The 22,274-nt window shown below is 37.0% G+C and carries 19 protein-coding genes; 2 read left to right on the top strand and 17 right to left on the bottom strand.

Annotated elements, in window-relative coordinates:
* Nucleotides 1–241: 241 nt before the first annotated feature.
* From ACY3XC_RS10020 to ACY3XC_RS09980, 9 genes are all read right to left on the bottom strand, one after another.
* On the bottom strand, nt 242–1,894 hold the full coding sequence (locus ACY3XC_RS10020) for a M20/M25/M40 family metallo-hydrolase (protein WP_464868385.1): 1,653 nt from the start codon (nt 1,892–1,894) through the stop codon (nt 242–244).
* Nucleotides 1,895–1,974: 80 nt separating this feature from the next.
* On the bottom strand, nt 1,975–2,676 hold the full coding sequence (locus ACY3XC_RS10015) for an amino acid ABC transporter permease (RefSeq protein WP_464868384.1): 702 nt from the start codon (nt 2,674–2,676) through the stop codon (nt 1,975–1,977).
* Between the two features lie 51 nt (nt 2,677–2,727).
* Nucleotides 2,728–3,564 (bottom strand): transporter substrate-binding domain-containing protein, encoded by an 837-nt coding sequence (locus ACY3XC_RS10010; protein WP_464868383.1) that lies wholly within the window; start codon nt 3,562–3,564, stop codon nt 2,728–2,730.
* Between the two features lie 60 nt (nt 3,565–3,624).
* The gene (locus ACY3XC_RS10005; protein ID WP_464868382.1) at nt 3,625–4,347 is read right to left on the bottom strand and encodes an amino acid ABC transporter ATP-binding protein; all 723 of its coding nucleotides are present in this window, start codon (nt 4,345–4,347) and stop codon (nt 3,625–3,627) included.
* A complete protein-coding gene (locus ACY3XC_RS10000) occupies nt 4,344–5,000 on the bottom strand; it encodes an amino acid ABC transporter permease (RefSeq protein WP_464868381.1) in 657 nt (218 codons plus the stop codon). The genes ACY3XC_RS10005 and ACY3XC_RS10000 overlap by 4 nt, the downstream gene beginning before the upstream one ends.
* 80 nt (nt 5,001–5,080) lie before the next feature.
* A complete protein-coding gene (locus ACY3XC_RS09995; protein WP_464868380.1) occupies nt 5,081–5,908 on the bottom strand; it encodes a basic amino acid ABC transporter substrate-binding protein in 828 nt (275 codons plus the stop codon).
* 71 nt (nt 5,909–5,979) lie between these two features.
* The gene (gene gcvPB, locus ACY3XC_RS09990) at nt 5,980–7,557 is read right to left on the bottom strand and encodes an aminomethyl-transferring glycine dehydrogenase subunit GcvPB (protein WP_464868379.1); all 1,578 of its coding nucleotides are present in this window, start codon (nt 7,555–7,557) and stop codon (nt 5,980–5,982) included.
* Nucleotides 7,544–8,980, bottom strand: coding sequence for an aminomethyl-transferring glycine dehydrogenase subunit GcvPA (gcvPA, locus tag ACY3XC_RS09985; protein WP_464868378.1), 1,437 nt, complete (start codon nt 8,978–8,980; stop codon nt 7,544–7,546). Before gcvPA ends, gcvPB begins: the two co-directional genes overlap by 14 nt.
* Before the next feature lie 24 nt (nt 8,981–9,004).
* The gene (locus ACY3XC_RS09980; RefSeq protein WP_464868377.1) at nt 9,005–9,829 is read right to left on the bottom strand and encodes an SDR family NAD(P)-dependent oxidoreductase; all 825 of its coding nucleotides are present in this window, start codon (nt 9,827–9,829) and stop codon (nt 9,005–9,007) included.
* Nucleotides 9,830–10,089: 260 nt separating this feature from the next.
* Between ACY3XC_RS09980 and ACY3XC_RS09975 the strand changes: the two genes are divergently transcribed.
* The gene (locus tag ACY3XC_RS09975) at nt 10,090–11,478 is read left to right on the top strand and encodes a sigma-54 interaction domain-containing protein (RefSeq protein WP_464868376.1); all 1,389 of its coding nucleotides are present in this window, start codon (nt 10,090–10,092) and stop codon (nt 11,476–11,478) included.
* A 938-nt stretch (nt 11,479–12,416) separates the two neighbouring features.
* On the opposite strand, the gene ACY3XC_RS09970 is transcribed toward ACY3XC_RS09975, so the two are convergent.
* Both ACY3XC_RS09970 and ACY3XC_RS09965 read right to left on the bottom strand, forming a co-directional pair.
* The gene (locus ACY3XC_RS09970; protein ID WP_464868375.1) at nt 12,417–13,649 is read right to left on the bottom strand and encodes an SIR2 family protein; all 1,233 of its coding nucleotides are present in this window, start codon (nt 13,647–13,649) and stop codon (nt 12,417–12,419) included.
* Nucleotides 13,606–14,916 carry a hypothetical protein gene (locus ACY3XC_RS09965; protein WP_464868374.1) on the bottom strand — a complete coding sequence of 437 codons (1,311 nt, stop codon included), beginning with the start codon at nt 14,914–14,916 and terminating at the stop codon, nt 13,606–13,608. The genes ACY3XC_RS09970 and ACY3XC_RS09965 overlap by 44 nt, the downstream gene beginning before the upstream one ends.
* 727 nt (nt 14,917–15,643) lie before the next feature.
* Here ACY3XC_RS09965 and ACY3XC_RS09960 point away from each other — a divergent pair.
* On the top strand, nt 15,644–15,931 hold the full coding sequence (locus ACY3XC_RS09960; protein WP_464868373.1) for a hypothetical protein: 288 nt from the start codon (nt 15,644–15,646) through the stop codon (nt 15,929–15,931).
* 200 nt (nt 15,932–16,131) lie between these two features.
* Here the strand turns inward: ACY3XC_RS09960 and ACY3XC_RS09955 are convergent, their stop codons facing one another.
* The 6 genes from ACY3XC_RS09955 to ACY3XC_RS09930 form a co-directional block, all read right to left on the bottom strand.
* A complete protein-coding gene (locus ACY3XC_RS09955) occupies nt 16,132–16,272 on the bottom strand; it encodes a DNA/RNA non-specific endonuclease (RefSeq protein ID WP_464868450.1) in 141 nt (46 codons plus the stop codon).
* A gap of 297 nt (nt 16,273–16,569) precedes the next feature.
* The gene (gene dat, locus ACY3XC_RS09950) at nt 16,570–17,394 is read right to left on the bottom strand and encodes a D-amino-acid transaminase (protein ID WP_464868372.1); all 825 of its coding nucleotides are present in this window, start codon (nt 17,392–17,394) and stop codon (nt 16,570–16,572) included.
* Nucleotides 17,391–18,473: a DmpA family aminopeptidase gene (locus tag ACY3XC_RS09945; protein ID WP_464868449.1), complete on the bottom strand. Its 1,083-nt coding sequence runs from the start codon at nt 18,471–18,473 to the stop codon at nt 17,391–17,393. Before ACY3XC_RS09945 ends, dat begins: the two co-directional genes overlap by 4 nt.
* 32 nt (nt 18,474–18,505) lie before the next feature.
* Nucleotides 18,506–20,254 carry a sigma 54-interacting transcriptional regulator gene (locus ACY3XC_RS09940; RefSeq protein ID WP_464868371.1) on the bottom strand — a complete coding sequence of 583 codons (1,749 nt, stop codon included), beginning with the start codon at nt 20,252–20,254 and terminating at the stop codon, nt 18,506–18,508.
* Nucleotides 20,255–20,298: 44 nt separating this feature from the next.
* Complete coding sequence (locus tag ACY3XC_RS09935; RefSeq protein WP_464868370.1) at nt 20,299–21,267, bottom strand: ABC transporter ATP-binding protein; 969 nt, start codon at nt 21,265–21,267, stop codon at nt 20,299–20,301.
* 3 nt (nt 21,268–21,270) lie between these two features.
* On the bottom strand, nt 21,271–22,260 hold the full coding sequence (locus ACY3XC_RS09930) for an ABC transporter ATP-binding protein (protein WP_464868369.1): 990 nt from the start codon (nt 22,258–22,260) through the stop codon (nt 21,271–21,273).
* Between the last annotated feature and the right edge of the window lie 14 nt (nt 22,261–22,274).

Here is a 22,274-nt window from a genome sequence, read left to right as displayed (position 1 = left end):
TTTTTATGTCGTCTTAATCAATTTGTCACCCTTCCTGCGCGAGAATCCTAGAGTTTTGCCGTAGACTCCTTGTTGGACCTTTTGGATGAATTTTCCTAATAGACTACATAAAAAATCCACCTTTCTTAAGAATTTGGTGGATTTGAAACACCTTTCCTTCATCAACAGCAGGCACATCTGAAGGGACCACAATAAGAATTTTGAAATGAAATGGGGAAGAGAAATTTCCTCCCCAACGACATTATCCAATTAAATGACGAATAACTTCATTTGTTATTTTTGGCACTACTTCCGTTGAATATTTGATTTCTATTCGTTCAAATTTCTTATGCGCATCATATCCATATGGTCCAATATTGATGGCTGGAACATTGATATCACGAATATCTTGATAATTGACATAATGTTTCGTTCCCCAGCCTGGATTATTATCCATAACTGCACGAACAGCGTTGTCGTCATCACTTATCGCAACACAACTCATATCGCATATATATGGAAAGAAATTTTTAGTAACAATCGGATGAGCATACTCTGGTTGAATCGCTTCAACCGCTTTGTCTAGTGCTTCAGATAAATTGACTTCTCTATCATCCTTACCAGTTAAAGCTAGACACGGTGAATAGAGGGATGAATAAAATAAGATAATGGCTGGACTTTTATCTTTCATCCAATTCCACTCTTCCTCAACTACTCTTGCAGCAAACATTCGAGTATCTAAACTTTCATCTAATAATAGATTTGATTTGAAGCCTTCCATATGTCTTTTAAATTTTTCCCCATGCTCTTCCTCTAACTCTTTCGTCATATCTTCATAAATGAGCACCCTTGTCTTCCAAGGTAATTTCCTGGAAGGTTGATCCGTTATCTTATTAAATTTTTCATAGCGCTCATTTAAAGTATTAAGAGCATTTTCAAAAGCAATTTCAGCTTGTTCCGATAACTTATTTAATACATCCCTTGGAGACCAGGAATGAATAAAGAAGTTAAAATAAACGTAAGCTGAAAGGGCCGTCTGTACGGTATAATTCGGCTTTAAGTCTATTTGCTTTAATGAAACAGGCGGAGCTGGAGTTTCACCCAAAAAACTGTCACATAATTGCGGATTGTAACTAATTTGTCTTGTTAGCTCCGCTGCAATGTAATTAGGGTCTAACCCTTCAAAGGCAGAGCCGACATGAGTTTCGGCTCCTGTAATAAAGAAGGATGGTAATAGCTTTCCGACCGTTCCCTTGTATATATATCTATTTTCATCCCCCTCATATAAAGGAGCAACAAAATCAGAATTTATCAACCCAATATAATTAAATCCATATTCTTGCTTCCATTTTTTAAGATCCTTTAGTCCAGACAATACACCTTTTGAGCTAACCTCTTCGTCACATTCTGCGAAGAACACAAGATTTCCGGATAACTCTTCTGGATGTTCAGCGTAATATTTTAATAGGGAAAGATGGCTTGCAACACCGCTTTTCATATCTAAAACACCGCGGCCAAAATACCATTCTCCGGAATTCAGCTGGTCTTTTACAAGGTTAGCAAGGGGTTCCTCCTTTAGCCTTTCCATAAGTTCAGATGGTGAGCAAGCAACATCTTTTAAATTTGTGTAGTCTTCTATCCCTACCGTATCTATGTGTCCCATTAAGATAACTGTTTTATTATTAGTTATATCTTTACTTCCTTCTACGAAAGCCAAAACATTATATCTTTCATATTCATCATCTAATGTTCTTGATTTATTTAGTTGGTTAGGATTTTCTTTAAAATAAGGCAGGGCAGAAATTAATTCATACAGCTTATCAGCTATTGCTATTTCACCAGTTGTATTGACAATGCTTTCAATACGAACAAATTCATCGGTAAAACGTAATACTTCATTTTTTGTAGAAATCATAAAACCATACATCCCCTCTACTGCAGCCTATTTACGTTTGTGAAAACTAATTGTTCAAACTTGTTTATGTTGAATAAAGATTATTTTTGGATGACACTCCCCTTACGTACACTTGTCTTAACAGTTCCAATATCCAACCTTTTTTCAATTTTGTTTAAAATCAAAGTGAAAATTAGGACAAGTGCAAGATAATACAAACCTACGACAAGATATGTCTCAAATGGCATATAATTTTCAGCGGATGCATAGAGTGCTCGACTAAACAATTCGGTAACAGCAATATAAGCTACGAGTGAGGAGTCTTTCAAACCAATAATAAATTGATTTCCTAATGCAGGAATCGCCCGTTTGAACGCTTGTGGAAGGATAATGCTCCTCATTGTTAATGAGGATGACATTCCTAATGATCGAGCTGCTTCTGTCTGTCCTTTATCTATTGATTGGATAGCTCCCCTAAAAATCTCTGCCAAATAGGCTCCTGAATGAATTCCCAATGCAATCGCACCCGCTGTATAATCATTAAGGACAATTACACTTGAAATTCCGTAATACAAGAACATGATTAGCACGATTAGAGGTAATCCCCGTACGATAAATATATAAAAGTCTGCAACTTTTTTTAGTAAAGTAATATTTGATACTTTAAAAAAGGCAAACACTAATCCTATAACTGTAGCGATTGCCAATGAAATGGCGGTAATAGTTATGGTAGTAACCGAGGCCTGCAAAAATGTACTCCCATGCTTTTGGATAATGGATATAATACTCTCAAAAAAATTCATAGTAAGTTAGCCCCTTTAAAAGAGTAAGCTTAATAACTTTCTAGTCTAGTTCTACTTCTTTTCCATAATGTTTAATCCAAACCATTTCTTGCTTATTTCTTCATATGTGCCGTCCTCTATAATTTCAGTTATCGCTAGATTAATCTTATCCAGCAGCACTTGATGATCTTTATTTATAGCAACTGCAATATTTTCCTGATTTAGTACATTATCAATGGTTTTTATTTTTAATCCTTGCTCTTTCATTGCTGATACCCCGACAATTTTATCTGTAATAACTGCATCAATACGACCTGGTCCTAAATCTTGTAAAGCAAACACTTCACTTGGATACGCTTTCACTTTATCCGTATAGCTTTCTGCCACTTCTTTATGTGTACTTGCTTGAACGACACCAATAATTTTATCCCTCACATCATCTTTACTTTGAATGGTATTGTTTTCTTCGGCTACGAAAATTTGTGCTCCAGAGATATAATACGGGATGGAAAAGTCCACTTGTTTTAAACGTTCTTCAGTGGCTGTCATACTTCCAATAATGACATCATATTTTTTCCCTTTTAATCCTTGAAGAATTGTTTCCCATGGATTTGTCACCGGATTCGGCTCCAATCCGATTCGCTTTGCAATTTCAGCTCCAATTTCCACATCAAAGCCCACTAGCTTGTCATTTTCTATATAGTTTAATGGTTTAAGTAATCCACTCATGGCAAAGGTGAGTTTCCCTTCGTGAACGAGTTTCATATCTTCTTCAGTTTCAGTCTCTTTTGCATCAGTTTCTGGCTTTTCAACTTGGTTAGAAGTCGAATTAATTCCACAACCAGCTAATAAAAATAAAAAGGTTATTGAGAAGATAGATCCTAAAAGTAGTTTCTTTTTACCTATCATGTTAAAACACCCTCCTCTTATTTCTGAAAATTCAGATTACATAATGCATATTTCTTCTTTTTATAAAACTTTCGAAAGAAACGCAGTCGTCCGTTCATGTTTAGGAGAAGTAAATAAAGTTACAGGAGAGGCTTCCTCAATGATATAGCCTTCATCCATGAAAACTACTCGATCACCAACTTCTCTTGCAAAACCCATTTCATGTGTAACGACGACCATCGTCATTCCTTCATTTGCTAAGTCCTTCATAACTGATAAAACTTCGCCAACCATTTCAGGGTCTAAGGCTGAGGTCGGTTCATCGAACAACATGATTTTCGGATCCATTGCTAATGCTCTGGCAATCGCAATTCTTTGTTTTTGCCCTCCCGACAATGAATCTGGGTAAGCATCTGCTTTATTTACAAGCCCTACTTTTTCAAGTAATTTATATGCCTTTTCTTCAGCCTCTTGTTTCGTTTTCTTACGAACCTTCATAGGGGCTAAAGTGATATTTTCTAAAACGGTTTTATGAGGGAATAAATTAAATTGCTGGAAAACCATGCCTACGTTTGCTCGAATCTCATTAATATTTACCTTATGATCAGAAAGGTTTATATCATTAATAAAAACATCTCCTGATGTTATTTCTTCCAAATTGTTTAAACAGCGTAAGAAAGTTGATTTTCCAGAACCAGAAGGGCCAATCACAACAACAACTTCTTTTTCGTTAATTTGAATATTGATTTCCTTTAAAACTTCTAAATTACCAAATTTTTTCTTTAGATTTTTCACTTTAATCATGTGTTAGACAGCCTCCTTTCAACATTATTTAATAAATACGTTATAGAAAGCGTTAATAACAAGTACGTAAACGCTACAGTCAAATAAGGTTCCCATACGCGGAAATATTGCCCTGATGCAGCTCTGCCCCAATACATTAATTCAGGTGCGGCAATAATCGCTGCTAGTGATGAGTCTTTTAACAAAGTAATAAATTCATTTCCTAATGGAGGGATCATCCGTTTAAAAGCTTGGGGAAAAATAACATACCCCATAGACTGGGATTTACTCATTCCAAGAGAACGAGCAGCTTCTACTTGTCCTTTATCAATGGATTGAATGCCGGCGCGAAAGATTTCAGCAACATATGCCGCAGCGTTTAACGCTAAAGCGGTTAACGCAGATACTATGGTACTTGCTGGGGACATGAAAAGTGGTGTTACCCCAAAGTGAATAAGAAAGAGTTGAACTAATAGCGGAGTTCCACGAAAAAAATTAATATACCAAATAAATGGGAGCCGTACCAATTTAACATTTGACATTTTTCCAAGTGCAATGAAAAAACCTAACACACTCCCAATGATAATCCCGCCTATTGATAAGCCAATGGTTAAAATTAGCCCTTTCATTAAAAAAGGTAAATAGTCGATAATAATATCGATGCGAAAATCCATATCACCCACTCCATCCTAATGCTTTTTCAATGTATTTCTACACAGGTTATTAGTTAGTCACTGATTTCCCTCTTCCTGAACTACTGTTCTACTGTTGATAGTCCTTTTATTACTTCTAAATCAGGAGAAACACCAAACCATTTTTCGTAAATTTTGGTGTATGTCCCATTATTAATGACTATTTTTAAAGCCACATTAAAATCATCAACAAACTTATTACCTTTTTTAAATAAAACTCCATAGTATTCTGGCTCAAAGTTCACTTCGTCAGAAATAGCTACAAATTTATCCTTCGGATTATTTTTTATATATTCATTTGCTACCGTATTGTCGGTAATCACTGCTTCAATATCCCCGTTTTTTAATGCCATGAAGGCTACCCCAAGTGTTTCATACTTAAATATGGAAGGATCATTCTCACCCACTATCTTTTCGATTGCAAATTGGCCTGTTGTTGCATTTTGTACGCCTACTTTCTTCCCTTTTATATCCAATGCACTTTTAATATCAGTGCCTTCTTTTGCTAAAATCATCAGTTTTGATTCGAAATACGGATCAGCAAAATCATATGTCTGTTTTCTGTCATCAGTAATCGTAATTGAGGTCATCCCGATATCTATTTCCCCTTTTTTAACTAAGGTAAATAATGGGTCCCAACCGACATTTTCAACTTTACTTTTATAGCCTGCTTCATCTACTATTGCACGTATAAGATCTACATCAAACCCGACAATTTCTCCCTTATCCATAAACACGAATGGAGGAGTGACCGCATCTGTTCCTACTAGCAATTCCTTTTCTTTTGGTTCATTTGTAGTTCCCGCAGATTCTTTTCCACATGCAGATACAAAAATAAAGAGACATACTGATAGAATAAGGAGGGTTATTCTTCTAAACCTTTTCTTCATTTCGTCACTTCCCACGGATTTATATATTCAAATGCCATCAGTGAGAAATTCTCCTCACTGATGGGCTTATTTTAAGAATTTATCTCTTGTGTTTTCATTGTTTTTTTCAAATAGGAACGCCATGTAATTGCCCATTTTTCTGGATTCTCAAAGTAATCTTGTTCATCGACGCGATGTATCGAACTATTATGCGGGGCATTTTTCACAATTTCAGGATTTGTATAAGCTTCGTTTGATATTTGCGTTAATGAAGCAATGTATTCATCTAAATCAGATTTAGAGTATGACTCAGTTGGTTCTAGTGTAAATGGTTCAGGTACTATAAATGGATGATGGCTAGACCAATAATGATGGGCAAAGTCAGCCATACGACGGGAGACATCATCTGTCGTCACACCGGTATCTTTCGTTAGCTGCTCCCAGCTATACCGAACTTGCTCAAGCCTTTTTCCATTAATATATGGAGCGCCAGCACCGCGAATATTTAATATTTTGTGGTATAAATAGTTGTTATTTAACACAGCAACTTTTGCTACATCTTTTAGACCTTCAGCACCGAGGGCTCTTACCCATGCGTAGGCACGCAGCACTGTTTGAGGGACGCCTTGGAATGACCGTACTTTTCCGACACTATGTTTCAATGTATCATTCAATATATATTTCTCATTAAGTTTTTCAACGATCGGACCCGGCATGAACTCCTTTAGTTTATTTAAGACGCCCAGGGCTCCAGTTGCAGGACCGCCGCATGCATGTGGTGTTGAAAATGTTTTATGAAGGTTAAAGAAGCACATATCAAACCCTGCCTCTTTCGCTCTTGTAATCCCTAGTAACCCGTTTGCATTCGCTTGGTCATAATAGCAAATCCCGCCTGCATCGTGGATGATTTTTGTAAACTCTTTAATACGTGGGTTATAGATTCCTGTATCTTCAGGATTAGCCACAACAAACCCTGCTGTTTTTTCGGAAACGACCGCCTTTAACTCCTCAATATCCGGGAAGCCATTTTCATCCGGCTGTAATGTAATAATTTTATACCCTTTAACTGCTGCAGTTGCCGCTGCCGAAGGATGTGAAAAGCTAGTTGTAATGATTTCATCCCTTTGTTCTCCCTCACCGTTCGCTTCATGGTACGCACGAACAATGGAAGCCATCGTAAATAATGATTGTGTTCCGCTGCCTGGCTGAAATGTAAAGTAGTCCATACCTGAAATTTCTCTCATGCACAAATCTAATTTGTACATAACTTCAAGTATTCCTTGTACTGTACTTTCATCCTGCAACGGGTGAAGCTCTGCCATTTTCGGCGAAGAGGCAAATGCTTCGTTAATTTTCGGCGAATATTTCATCGTACAAGTCCCTTGGCCAATTTCAACGTTAAAGGCTGCGCCTAATGTTTCTTGCGATAGTCGTAAATAATGACGGAGCACTCTATTTTGAGAAATTTCAGGTAAATTAGGCGCCTTTTTTCTAACCATTTCTAATGGAATTGCGGAGATACCATCACCTACATGATTTGCAATTTCTTCTTCCACACTTGGGAGAGTTACTCCTCGTTCACCGCTGTTATGGAGTTCAAAAATAATCGGCTCATCCCATTTAGCTTGATGATAATTCCTTACTCTATGATCTCGATTAATTTTTTGCATGTACACCATTCCCTTCTTCACTACCGATTGAATCCAAGCATTGCTGAATCGTACTGACTAATCGATCGATATCTTCCTTTGAATGAATTTCTGTTATGCAAAATAATGAACATTGGCCTAATTCAGGGAACTCTTCAGATAAATCCTTCCCTCCAAAAATTCCGTTGTCTAATAAATATTTATTAATTTCCTTGACTGTTCTGCCTGTATGCGAAAAGTCTACTACGAACTCTTTAAAGTTGGTTGATTCAAACCGAGATGCCACTACGTTTGGAAGGTTACCTAGCTGCCCCATCGCATATTGCGACTTTTGCATGATGGACTTACCTAGCTCGTACATCCCATTTGGACCTAACAAGGATAAATATACTCCTGCTGTAATCCCCCATAGAGCGGTTTGTGTTCCTACAGATTCTTTTCCTTTCTCCCTTTGAGCAAATGATGTTCGGTCATAGAATACATCTCCGAAACCGTACTCTCCCTCAACAACCGTAGGTGCAATCCCAAATAATCGAGAAGGATATTCTTGTATAAAAGTTAAATCATCATTAGTTGCGATAAATCCTGACTGACCACCGCCATAATTCATATGCATGCCAAGCGGCTGCAAATCTCCACAGACGATTTCAGCACCATATTGGCTTGGAGGAGCAAATACACCCAAGGAACTTGGATCAACTCCGACAATTGTAATCGCATCATAACTTTTTGCTAGTTTAGTAATCTTTTGGCCTTGCGTTTCAATAAAACCTAAATAGGATGGATTTTCAAAATAAACAGCAGCAGTATTCGCTGATATCTTATCTTCTAGATCTCTCATATTTATTTGTCCAGAATCCTCTTCATAGTCAACCAGAATGCATTCGATATATGGTGAGCAATAATTTTTGATTACTTTCAACCGATCAGGTGAGATTGTTTTCGGCAATAGCACCTCTTTTCGACCAGTAATGCGGCTTGCCATCCGTATCGAGGTTGCAGCTGCCTGTGCCCAATCAAATGTTGGAACATTGACAACATCCATATCTACCAATTCTGCCATCAAGCTTTGATACTCAAACAGTGCTTGATATCTGCCATGGTCTTCATAGGGGTCACCAGCATAGGCAGTTAAAAATTCTGCACGCTGGTTAATTTCATCGCAAGCTGCCGGGACATAATGATTCCAACAACCCGCTCCCAAAAAGTTTAAATATTCTTTCGTATTTATGTTTTTCTCTAAAATCCCTTCAATATATCTTCTAAGCTCGTACTCTGATAATGCCCCTGGTATATTCATCTCTTTCTTATAATGCAATTCTTCCGGTATTCCATCAAAAAGTTCATCAATCGTTTGTGCACCAATTTCTCTTAACATTTCCGCTTGTACTTCTGGAACTGTATTCGGTATATATGGATGTGCTGCTTTATTTTGTTTATTCATCACTTTTTCTCCTCCAATCTAGTATTAAGCTAATCCGCCGCCATCCACTGTTAAAACGGTACCTGTAACCCAAGATGACATATCACTTGCAAGAAACAACACACTTTTTGCAATATCTTGAGGCGTTCCAATCCTTTCTAGCGGTCTCCCTACTGCTGAAGAAGCAAGGAATGACTCTTCCTCATGCTGCAATTGCTTTGCTTCATCTCTTAATAAAGGTGTATCTGTGTCACCAGGGCAGATGCAATTGACACGAATATTATGTTTTCCATGATCGATTGCCATTGCTTTCGTTAAATTGACTACACCCGCTTTCGCAGCGCAGTATGAGGCTGCTGCATCTCCTCCTTTTAATCCCCAGCCAGAGCCAGTGTTGATAATATTTCCTCCACCATTTTTAGCCATTATCGGAATTACATACTTTGATAATAGAAAGGCTCCTTTTAAAGAAACATTAAGAACTAAATCCCAATCTTCTTCTGTGTGGTCAACAACTGTTTTCCTGCGAATAACACCTGCATTATTAAATAAAACATCGATTTTCCCAAAGTCTTTTTCGATTTGATTTGCTGCTGATTCACATTCAATTGATGAAGTGACATCACATTTGAAAAATCCGGCTTCCCAACCTTTGTCATTCATCGAATTTGCGACAGCTGTTCCTTTCTCTTCATTTATGTCTATCATCGCTACTTTAGCTCCTGCCTCAGCAAACAATTCAGCAGTTGCTAAGCCAATTCCGGAAGCAGCACCTGTAATGGCAACGACTTTATCTTTTATTCCTAATAATTTTTGGTAGTTCAATTCGATGCCTACATTGATACTATCTTTGCTATTTAAATCTAACATGAATACTTTCCCTCCTTTTTTATCTTACAATCTATTAAATGCAATTATTGTGCCAATATTGCGATTTAACAGAAAACACAGAAATTAAAGTTCTCCTGCATTTAATTGTTCTAACTCTCTCTCAATCATGTGACATAAATGACACAAATTTGCCATAGATGACAAATATTGCAATATTAATGATTGACTATTCGGAATTATACAATAAAATTAAAGTGACTCATTCAAATATAAAGGTCTATAGTGGGAGTGATTCTGAATTGGTATTAATAAATTCGATTGCAAAAGTTATCCAATCTTTTTCCAAGCTCCTTCATATCGATATCGCTTATTTCAATCCCGATGGAAAACTAATTGCCGCAACAGAGGAATATGTTCGTCGAAAAGGTAGGAAGGCGCATGCTCTGTTCTTCAATACATTGTACGGGCACCATATTACTTTTCTACATCAACCCGGGAAGATGCAAATGTGTGAGGGATGTCATTTTATCAATAATTGCCCATCAAAAGCCGAGCTTTTACAGGACATGATTATCAATGGGAAAAAATACGGCTATTTATCATTTGTAAGTTTCACTGAAGGAAACGAGAAAATATTGATTGAAAATAAAGAATATTACATCGAATGGCTCTCTCGCTTGAAAGAAATTATTATATCTATCCTACGAGATATTGATGATTTCACAGTAAAGGATGTAACCGGCCAAATAAATCCAACCTATATATTTGGCAATAGCAAGTCATTTTTACAAATACATAGCTTAATTAAGAGTATAAAAAATAGTTCTTCCTCCGTATTAATTACAGGGGAAACGGGTACTGGAAAAAGTTTGTTGGCAGAATATATTCATAGTACAAGTGCGGTAAATAAGGGGCCATTCATCGAATTAAACTGTGCTTCCATTCCGGAAAGTTTATTTGAAAGTGAATTATTCGGCTATGAAGAGGGAGCTTTTACGAATGCGAGAAGAAAAGGAAAACCTGGATACTTCGAACTAGCGGATAATGGAACATTATTTTTAGATGAGATTGCTGATCTACCAATTAATTTACAACCAAAATTATTAAAAGTACTGCAAGACGGAATTATCCAGCGAGTTGGGGGTACAACTTCGAGAAAAGTGAAGGTTCGTCTTATTGCCGCAACGAATCAGTCTTTCGAAGAATTAATGAATGACAAATTATTTCGTCCCGACCTTTTTTACCGTCTGAATGTCATTCCAATCACTATTCCATCATTAAGAGATCGAATGGAGGATTTAGATTTATTAGTAGAACACTTTATCGAAAAATTACAAGAACGAACAGGGAAGTATATCTCAACCTGTACTGAAGAGTACATGAAGCTGCTATCTTTATATAACTGGCCGGGAAATTTACGCGAGCTTGAAAATGTGATTGAGTATAGTATGAATATAGAAATTGAAACCAAATTGACCGAAAATTCACTCCCCTCATATCTTTTGACTAAGCAACTTAGCAATCTTAAAGTCGAAACTGGACTTTGTGAAGCCGAAAAAGAAGTAATTATTCGAAAACTTAAGCACTACGGTAATAGCTATATCGGAAAGCAAATGGCAGCAAAGGACTTAGGGATAAGCATTCGAACATTATATAGAAAGATAGATAAACTTCATATTCGTTCTTAACTTGTGGTAATGGTAAATTCAAATTCTTGTTCCTTCTAAATGTTCCACAAGCAAAGAGCATTTTTAATCAGTAAATGTAAAAACCGCACGAGTAAAAAATTCACCGTGCGGTTCAATATGTATTATTAGCATCAAATTGGCGGGACTGTGTGGGAATCGAACCCACCAGACCTGGCACGCAGGTCTCAAGCAGTTTTGAAGTTCTATACCCTATGTAATATCTAGTATCACAAAGTCCCATAAAGTGCTTTAGACTAAGGTTTCTTTAATTTAGAGTATCGTGTAGTATCATTAAATTTTTTCAAATGGGCACCAAACTCGGCACCGAATTTTTCCCATGTTAAAATGATGAGATTTAATGATTGAACTTAGAAAACGGAATATCTTGATAAACGCCTCTTAATTAAATTAATGACTAGTACAAATTAAATAAATATAATATTTTCTAATTAATTCCTACAAGTATGTATCTCCACAAAAAAAATATTACCTTAAGATTGTACTTTCTCAGATTAACCCCTACCCTACTTTAAAAACTATATGCATTATATTTCTCTTCGATTAAATAACATACTTCATACTAGCTCAGGTGACATACAATCAGATGTTCCCTATTCCACATGTGGAACTGTAATTGACAAAACAATGGATGTTGGTGGGTTTATCAACATACATGAGGCATTTCTCTTAGAAAATCACACTTGTTAACTTAGAGCCACCATTATTTTACGCTTTTTCAAACATTTTTGATGAAAGTAAATACTGACCCCACTGGAAAACTGATTGAGTGGTTGTTTTCAGGTAATATACCACTTTATTCCTGACTAAATTGGAGATGAAATACCAATATCCCATCCTGGCGAGCGAAATAAAAAAAGTGTCCCTTAACTTTTAGGACACCTTTATTACCATAATCTTACTATTTTTTTACTGCATTATTATTCTTGAATTATTAATCTATTGATGATAGTTCTTACACCTCTTACATAGTCCTGCACAATATATTTACCTTTTTCATCTTTTTGTACATTTATTCCTATAATTCTTAAACCTGGAGCTTCAGCACTAATTTTTTTAGCATTTTCTAGTGATATATTTGGAAGAATAACGTAATGGATACCTTTAATAGAAGATATTATATCCATATACAACTTTTTAAAGAATTCATCGTTAAAAGAAAATCCAATAAATAATAAATGATTTGACCCCATAATTCCTAATAACTTATCCTTAAGATTTGTTTGATCATACAACTCAATATAGTCTTCATCCGTTACAATCATTGTATCTTGTTTTTGAATATGACCATGAATATGAAACACTCTTTTTTTATTTTCGGATATTAAATTTTGTGTATTAATAATATCTTTCCAGGTGTAAGGTACAGTTACACTTTTTTCCACCTTGCTTATATAATCAGTTAGAAAATTATCATAGTTTGTTGTTATATAGAATGGTGGTTCTAATTTATATAAATCCGGATAGTTGCTGTCCTCTCTGTACAAAATGTCTTTTGGTGTTTTTTCAAATTCCTCATAAATTTTTTCTTTAATTTGGTTTGTATCCAAGAGCGAATTCTCTTTGAGGTATGTAAGAGCCTTTAAATAATTTCCTGTGTCAATATATCTTAAAAAAGCAGGTCGAAACATTTCTTCCATATTATCTTTAAGGTCTCTTATCATTGAACCCCAAGAAGGTAAGTCTAATGGAATAGAAACCCCAGACCCAATAAAAGGTACTATAGACTCCTTTCTCTTAATTAAATCAGTAAGATTACCCATTGTAAAACCGATAACATATTCCTTTAATGATAAATCATTTAATAATTTTTCTATCTTTGATTTTTCCTTTATTGCATAATAGTCTATTAATTCGTGATTGTTATCTAATACAGACTTACTACAGATTGGGCAGGACTTATCCTCGTGACTAATATAAGCACTAATATCATTAGTTGTGCATTCACAGAGTAGACTTTTTATTAATATCTCGTGTTTTATTAGTTCATTAATAATAAATAAATCCAAATCGCCTTTAATAACTTCTTTAAATTTATTTTCGTTAAATCTATCACCAGTTTGCTGGATAATATTTAATACCTTCTCTAAAACTCTGTATTCTGTTATATTAAGTTTCTTGGTTGCGATATCTAAGAATGTAATTAACGACATGTTTTATCAATCCCTTACTTAAATAGTTTCTATTTTTAAAAGTGAGTAAAAGGTAGTTTTTGGTTGACCTAATTGTTGTAGGTATAACTTCTATATCTGTAGGATTTGTTTGTTCGTAATCCGCGAACCAAGAGACAGACCATTGTGGGAGCTCTAAGGAATCGTTAAAGTCTGTGTATAAGCTATGGAACATTATTTCACCTGCAATAGGTTTATCCTTTATTGAGGTACCTGTTGCTCCTTTAGATGCGTTACCAGATCTAAAAGATATATTTGTGGCAAACCCTACCAGACCTCTTTCTTTAGCAATTTCTATTAAACCATCATCATCCGTAACAGTATTTATGTATGTTCCTAGAAGTAGCGCTTGAAACCTTTTAATTAACTTGTCACGTTGCTCTCTATCAGGTACTACTGAACTTGGGAGCAATTTTAAAAGTAATGTATCCACAGAAGCTGGTACATCACCTTCATCATCTCCAAGTCTTCGGGACATTTCATCTCTAGACTCTATTAGTAAATCTGCCTCTAACTCTTTACACATTTTAAACATTGCTTTTCTATCATTTTTATAACTAATGGAAGTTCTTACGCCAAGTATTGGATATACTAAGCTTCTAACCTTGTTAAAAAATTTTATAATTGATTTTTCCCATTTGGCTTCCTCATCTTCCTCTACCTCATCGTCTATATCACTAGATATATTCTTAAGCAAAACCAGACCTACTTTATTTTCTAAATCAATCTCAAGACCAGCTAGAAAATATCCTACATTAGGGGAACTTGTTAAAGGAACAACATTAGCAAATAACATACGGATTGATTTTACTTTACCATCTTCATTTGCTACATAATCAAAGCCAGCTAGAAAGAAAGTGCCTAACTTAGAAGTTGATATACTTTCCATTAGTAAGAACCCATCCGGACTCATGAATCTTTCTAGGTTATTAGTTAACTTTCCAAAGTTGACACGCTCAATAAATGATTCCATTCTACTTCTAAAAACGGCAGCGTCAAGACTAGGATTAAAATCAAAATTCTCTATAAAAACATTTTTTAAGTCACTATACAAAATATTTTCAAAGAGAATCTTATCGAGCTTAAGCTTATCACTAATAGCGTTTCCAGATATATCCTCATAAGCTTTTTCGACACTAAATTCTGGAGGATTATAATTAAGTTCATTATTAACTTTATTTTTAAACGAATCAGTATCTACGTACTTTAAAAAAAATCTACCTAGAAATTGGTATGTTTGATTATCCATAAATTTTTCCCCTTATATTCGCTTTGTATAATTTTATCAATTAATGAAAGATATTGGAATAATAAGAGATTATTATTTATATTAATATGTTATATAAGCTCTAAATAGAGGATTACATCGTAGATAAAATAGTTAGTCTAAAATTACAGATCAAGTATTAATTATTGATATATTGCAATATTGCATTCATCTGTATTTTGCAAATATAAAGTACAAAATCATACAATAATAAGTACATTGGTCTCTATCCTATATTATTTTATATTTGCCACGATGCTGCATGGAGAACCCTATAACTATCTACAAAAAGGATAAATAAATTATTGAGAAAAATACCCTTTTAGTAACCTGCTTTGTTACTTCACTAAGATTCAACTAAAAGAAGTCCTAATCCTGCTTGGATCAACGCACCCATTAGTTTAAGTGAAACTCTTCACAATGTTAACAAAAAATTCACCTTATTTGGAAGGAAGTTTTGCAATAATCTTTTCAACTAGGAAAATTCATTTACCCCCACAACCCTGCTTCTGGTTGATGTTCCGACAATTACGGGTTATTTTATTATAGCCAAGATTACGGCAAAGCTTTAATGTTTTTTCATGGAGTATCACTCCTTATCAAAGAAGATGAGTGAAAACAAATTGATTATTTTAATTTCTTTTTCAGTTGGTATCTTGTAAAATTATGGTTGAATAGATTGATTTATGTAATAAGGAGCGTTAACCCAATGCCAATCAACTGGACAACTACGTTTTCTATCATTGGGGCATTCGGAGCTGCATCAACAGCACAAGTGGTTTCACACCGATTAACCCAAAAAAGGGAAGAAGAGAAATACTTGAAGGAATGTCTTCAAAAATTATATTCGCCATTAATTTTTAGAATAATATATTATTTAGACTCAGAGAGTAATAATAATATTTTGAAGGACGAATTCAATAATGAAGATGATGATGAAATAAAAAATCATATCGTGATACAGATAAAATCTTTAATGAAATATTGGACAAAATAGGTCAAAATTTAATGTATGCCAGCAATGATTTAATCATGGAATATGAAGATTATAAAAGTACCACCGCTAATTTTGGGGACGGAGATAAAGAATTTTTCTTGGATGATAGGATAATGATTTGTAACGTTTTTATTGCTCAGTACATCGAGATAAGTAAAAAATTAAAAACATTGTCTGGACATCGGGGTCAGTCCCCCGGATCATTGACGCGTTAATTTGTCGGGGGACTGACCCCGTTTTATACATCTCCATGTATTCTCTAATTTCTTATAAGAACCTTGGTTTACTTGCTTTCCGTTCATTGGCACAATATTGTCAACTAAACTGGATCCTCCAAATATGTGGGCAATTAATGTCCACCATGACTTCAGAATTTATAGGCCACCGATTCACTGATCGAGCAGTAGAGACGGCAAATTAGGGAACATTGATTTAAGTGGGGGAAATATTAAACTAAATGAAGGTGTTTTTATTAAATCTTGGTAGACTTTGACCCAAAGGCCTTATAGCAATTACCTTAATCTAACCTTACATACCAGATGATAAAAAGGTGAATGGACAGTTTAGTAAATGACGGTTCAATTACCTACTGTCCATTCTTTTGATATTTTTAATTTCCCTTGTAGAAATTAAGCTATTTATATAATCTTCTTAAATTGTTCCTTCAATGCCTTTGTAACTGAACCTGGTGTACCATCATTGATTTGATTGTTGTCTACACAAATGATTGGTGTGATTTCTAATGTTGTACTTGTAATAAATACCTCATCAGCTCGGATCATTTCATCCGGCGTAAACTGTTTTTCTACAAATGGAATACTGAGATGCTCAGCCAAGTTTTTCACTGCCATTCTTGTAATACCGGACAAAATATGTTTGGAGAGTGGAGTTGTGATGATAGAGGAATCTTTTACGATATATACGTTTGAACTTGTTCCTTCAGTCACTTTGCCATCTCGCACAAGAATTGCTTCCAAGTAGCCTTTTTCATACGCAGATTGCTTGGCCAGAATGTTAGGCAGCAGGTTCAATGATTTAATGTAGCAGTTTTCCCAACGCTCATCAGGATGCAAAAGAACACTCGCCCCTTTATCCCCAACTTGAATGCTTCGAAATGGCTTAGCAGTCATCGAAACTGATACAGGGCATTCCGGGAATAGATGATTTCTCGGTGCCATTCCTCTCGTCACCTGCACATATAGGTCGAGGCTCGTTAAACCACTTCTTTGAATCATCTCTATCATGGCGTTTTTGAAATGCTCCCGATTAGGTTCAATCCTTAATTTGATGGCTTCAGCGCTTTGATACAATCGTTCCAGATGCTCATCCATCATGAAGGGTTTGCCCTCATAAATTCGAATAACCTCATACACACCATCACCAAACTGATGACCTCTTTCATCGATAGGGATAACCGACTCATTTGGTTCAACAAATTTCCCATTAAAATAAGCCGAAATCATGTCAAAATGCCTCCTTTACGAGTGGATTCCAACAAAATATCATAAGGAATCGCCTCTCTAACTCTTCCCTTATTTCCTTCAGTAGTGGTCGCCATGCAAATTGAATTCCAAATCGCTTCTTCCACAGCCTCAACAGTCATCTCAAACAGTTGGGAAATCCATTTTCCGTCTTCCCTCATAAATGAATAAGGGATAGTTCCTCGATCCGGTTCATGAGGGACCCGATGCGCCGTAGAGAACGAGATGACGATATCACCACTTCCGTGTGCTGCGTAAGAACCAGTTCGGCTAAGTCCGAATGTAGCTCGTTTAGCTAACCGGCCTAGTTGTCTCTCATTGAGTGGTGCATCTGTTGCAAGAATAATCATGATTGATCCATCGGGCATTTTTTCTTCTTCTCCTACACGGTGTAACCTGCCGCCCGCAGGAATGCGTAAATCCTTCTCCTCGCCAAAATTACTAACCACCAGCGCACCAATGGTATAGGACTGTTCCCCAAAGGGAGCAATTCTCGAGCTTGTTCCAATGCCTCCCTTGAAACCTAGACAAGACATTCCGGTTCCTGCCCCGACACAACCTTCCTCCACTTTTCCGGATTTGGCAAATTGAATCGCTTGATAGGCATGTTCCGGTTTGACATGTAATCCCCGAATATCGTTGAGATAGCCATCATTGCATTCCCCAACGATTACATTTACAGTACCAGTTGTATCACCAATTTGGGGATTTTGGTCGAGGAGATAGCGAATGGTACCCTCCATGACCGCAGGAACTGAAAGTGTATTGGTTAAAAGAATGGGACTTTCTATTACTCCAAGTTCCTTCAGTTGAATGGTCCCCACAGTCTTGCCAAATCCATTGATTACATGAGAACTTCCCATTACCTTTTCTTGAAACAAACTACCCGAATGCGGAAGTATGGCTGTTACTCCGGTTTGAATCATTCGGTCCCCCGCACTCTTATAGGAAAGGGTGGTATGCCCAACCATAACTCCAGAAATATCCGTAATCGCATTATACGTTCCAGTTTCATATCTTCCAATGCTTATACCAAGGTCGCGAATCCGTTCTCTATTCATCATTTACACCACCAATAATTCTTTCTCGCTTGTTAAGCTTTGGACAATTTATTTTTCATTCGAAGCGTTTGAAGGAACAACTCTCCTTTTCTCGAAATAGTTGTTCCTGAACGTCCTTGACGTACATTCAACAACTCTAATTGGTTGAGGGCATCCAATCGTGTTCTTAACTGCTGTTCGGAAAGGCTAATATCTTTTTCCTCAAGCCTTTTCTGTACCATAGCACGTCCATAAGAGGTATGCTGTTTCTTCCCTTCATCATAAACTTCTAGAATCGCCAGACTTTCTTCTAAGAAACCGTGCTCTTCAATACTCATAAACAATTCATTTAGTTCACTTTCATCCATTTCTTGCGGTATAGAATATACAGCTGCTTTTTGAAGCCTACCCTTCATATAGAAGGGCAATAATTCTAAAGTTATCTCTTTTTCGTCCAAGCAGGCCATATACGAGAGCGCATTAAACAACTCTATTACATTCCCTGGCCAAGAATATTGCCGGAGAAGCTTAATCATGTCAGACGGAATAACCAAATCACCTCTATGCAAATGGGTCTGTAGATACGTTTGTATAAGGAGCTCAAAATCTTCCTTACGCTCTGATAAAGACGGAACTTTGCATGTTAAGGCAGCTAGATAATAAAATAAATCCCTGCGGAATTTCCCTTCATCCACCAACAACGAGAGATCGGTATCGCTAGTCGAAATAATTCTTGCCTGAATAGGAATAGGCGTTTGCCCATTTATCCTAATAACTTGACCTTCTTCAAGCACTTGCAGGAGTCTCCCTTGCAAGGAAACAGGTAACTCATCAATCTCTTCAATACACAAGGTTCCTCCATTAGCCAATTCGAACAATCCTGGAAAAGTCTGTCCACCCGATTCTGTTCCAAACAATTCCCTTTCCAGCATGTCTGAAGATCGCGCGGCGCAATTGATATTGAGATAGGGCCCCATCTTTACGGAAGAATCGTTATGCATCGCCTGTGCAAGCATCCTCTTGCCCGTCCCCGTTTCTCCAAATATATGGACAGGATCACCTGTCTTAGCAAGTTTTCTGGCAATCTTTAAAACATCGTTCATTGCTTGACTATGAGCAATAATGTCATCAAAGAAATACTTTGCAGTTTTTCCACCCTTATACTCCATCCATTTACTTATAGTAGAGCCCATTTTATGAGCATGATTTCCTATAGATAATGCAACAAGGGATTTCATATAGCGATTGGCCAGGAAGAATAGCTGACAATCTAATTCCAACGCCTCAAATATTTCGAAAACGGTTTCAAGAGCAAGAACACGATAGCCAATATTGATTACTTTCATGTTCCCCTCCGGAACGATCTGCATCTCTCCCGGGGTAATGATGTAATCGATCTGCTCGGGGATCGGGGTATCTGGAGCATATGCGTAATAATTATGCTCAAATACAGTTTCCCGAAGCGCTTGGATTGTTTCCTCCGTAGTATGCTTTGTATCATTTACAACTAAAATATTCTGTCCTTGAGGAGCAAAAAGCAGCTTTTTTATGTTTACAAAATTCAACCCACGTTTAGCTTCAATGCACCTTACCCCTGTTGGCAAGAAAGGGCGAACAAGCGGTAGAATGAAGTTGGCACTTAATAAAACGATATCACCTTCCGATATCGTCTCCCTCGCTAAGTTTTTTATGGAAATGGGACGAACCTTTATTAAATCACCGGCAATCTCTGTCATCTGTTTTGAGACCGTCGACAAATATTCATCCTGAATTGAAATAATCGTTACTACCTTATCAACCATTGAGTCTTTCACTCCTTACTTTAAAGAAACCAACCATCATTATATTATACATACAAATGACATGCGGCATAATGACCCGGTTCAATCTCTTTTAGTTCAGGAACTGTTGTTTTACAAATCTCCATACAAGACCGGCAACGGGGATGAAACGTACACCCTGTTGGAGGATTCGAAGGGCTCGGAATGTCTCCTTCTAGAATAATTCGTTCTCTCTTCATACGCGGATTGGCTATAGGAACGGCGGACATTAATGCCTGCGTGTAGGGATGTAAGGGATTTTCATACAGAGATTCCTTCTGGGATATTTCCACAATTTTACCTAAATACATAACACCTACACGATCACTAATATGCTCCACCACACTCAAATCGTGTGAAATAAACAGATAAGTCAGCCCTAGTTCTTTTTGTAAATCCTGCATGAGATTTAATACCTGAGATTGTATCGAAACGTCTAAGGCAGAAACAGGTTCATCCGCTACAATCAGCTTTGGATTTACCGAAAGCGCCCTTGCAATGCCGATTCGTTGTCGCTGCCCTCCGCTAAATTCATGGGCATAACGGTTTGCGTGATAATGGGTAAGGCCGACACATTCTAATAATTCGTGAACCCGTTTTTCCCGCTCTTTTTTTCCCATCATGTTATGCACAATTAAAGGCTCTGCAATAATTTCGCCAACCGTCATCCGAGGATTGAGGGAGGCATATGGATCCTGAAAAATCATCTGGAAGTCTTTCCTAACTTCACGCAACTGTTTGTCGTTTAACTTGCTGATATCTTGGCCGTTAAACCAAATTTCCCCTTCTGTGGGTGCCAACAGTCGCATCATCATGCGCCCTGTTGTAGACTTCCCGCACCCGCTTTCCCCAACTAACCCTAGCGTTTCTCCTTTTCGAATGGATAGAGAAACCCCGTCAACAGCCCGGACATATGATTTATTTTGGCCGAACAATCCTTTGTTAATTGGAAAGTATTTCTTTAACCCTTTAGATTCTACTAATAACTCTGCCATTTATTACGCCTCCCTTGCCAATTCGCTTTGATATAGGAAGCACCGACATTGATGCCCGTCCGCGATTTGTAGAAGATTGGGATCTTGTACCTTACAAATGTCCATTACTTGTGAACAGCGCGGAGCAAATTTACACCCCTGCGGCATATTCGCGGGTGTAGGAACGTTGCCGGGAATGGATTCAAGCCGATTTGTTTTCCGGCCCAGCTTTGGAACGGAGTTAAGCAACCCTTTGGTATAAGGATGTTTTGGGTTTTCGAAAATTTCCAACACTTCGGCTTCCTCTACAACCTTTCCGGCATACATAACCACAACACGATCGCACATTTCTGCCACAACCCCCAAATCATGCGTAATTAACATAATAGCCGTCCCTTTCTCCTCTTTTAGTTTCTTCATTAATTCTAGGATTTGGGCCTGAATGGTCACATCAAGAGCTGTAGTCGGTTCATCTGCGATTAATAGTGTCGGGTCACAGGACATCGCCATAGCAATCATAATTCTTTGCCTCATACCACCCGACAATTGATAAGGAAATTCGTCAATAATCTCTTCGGCTCGAGGGATTCCCACTAGTTTCAGCATCTTGATTACGTGTTCCCTAGCCTGTTTCTTGTCATACTTTAAATGAAGCTGTACAGCCTCGCCAATCTGCTGACCGATTTTATATACCGGGTTCAAGGAGGTCATCGGTTCTTGGAAGATCATCGCAATTTCGTTCCCGCGTACCTCTCTAATCTCATTTTCCGAAAGAGATAACAGATCTCTTCCTTCGAATAAAATCGAGCCGTCAACTACTTTTCCAGGGGTATCTGTGAGTAGACGCATGATGGAAAGAGACGTGACACTCTTTCCGCAGCCTGATTCACCTACGACTCCGAGTGTCTCACCTTTGTTAATATACAGATCAACCCCATTAACAGCAGGTACATGACCTTTGTCTGAGAAAAAATAGGTTTTTAAATTGGATATTTCCAATAGTTTGTTGTTCATATGATCGCTCCCTG

The sequence above is a fragment of the Bacillus sp. CZDM1 genome (assembly GCF_055502545.1).
Note: the sequence above shows the minus strand (reverse complement) of the source record. Positions and strands in the feature narration are given on the sequence as shown.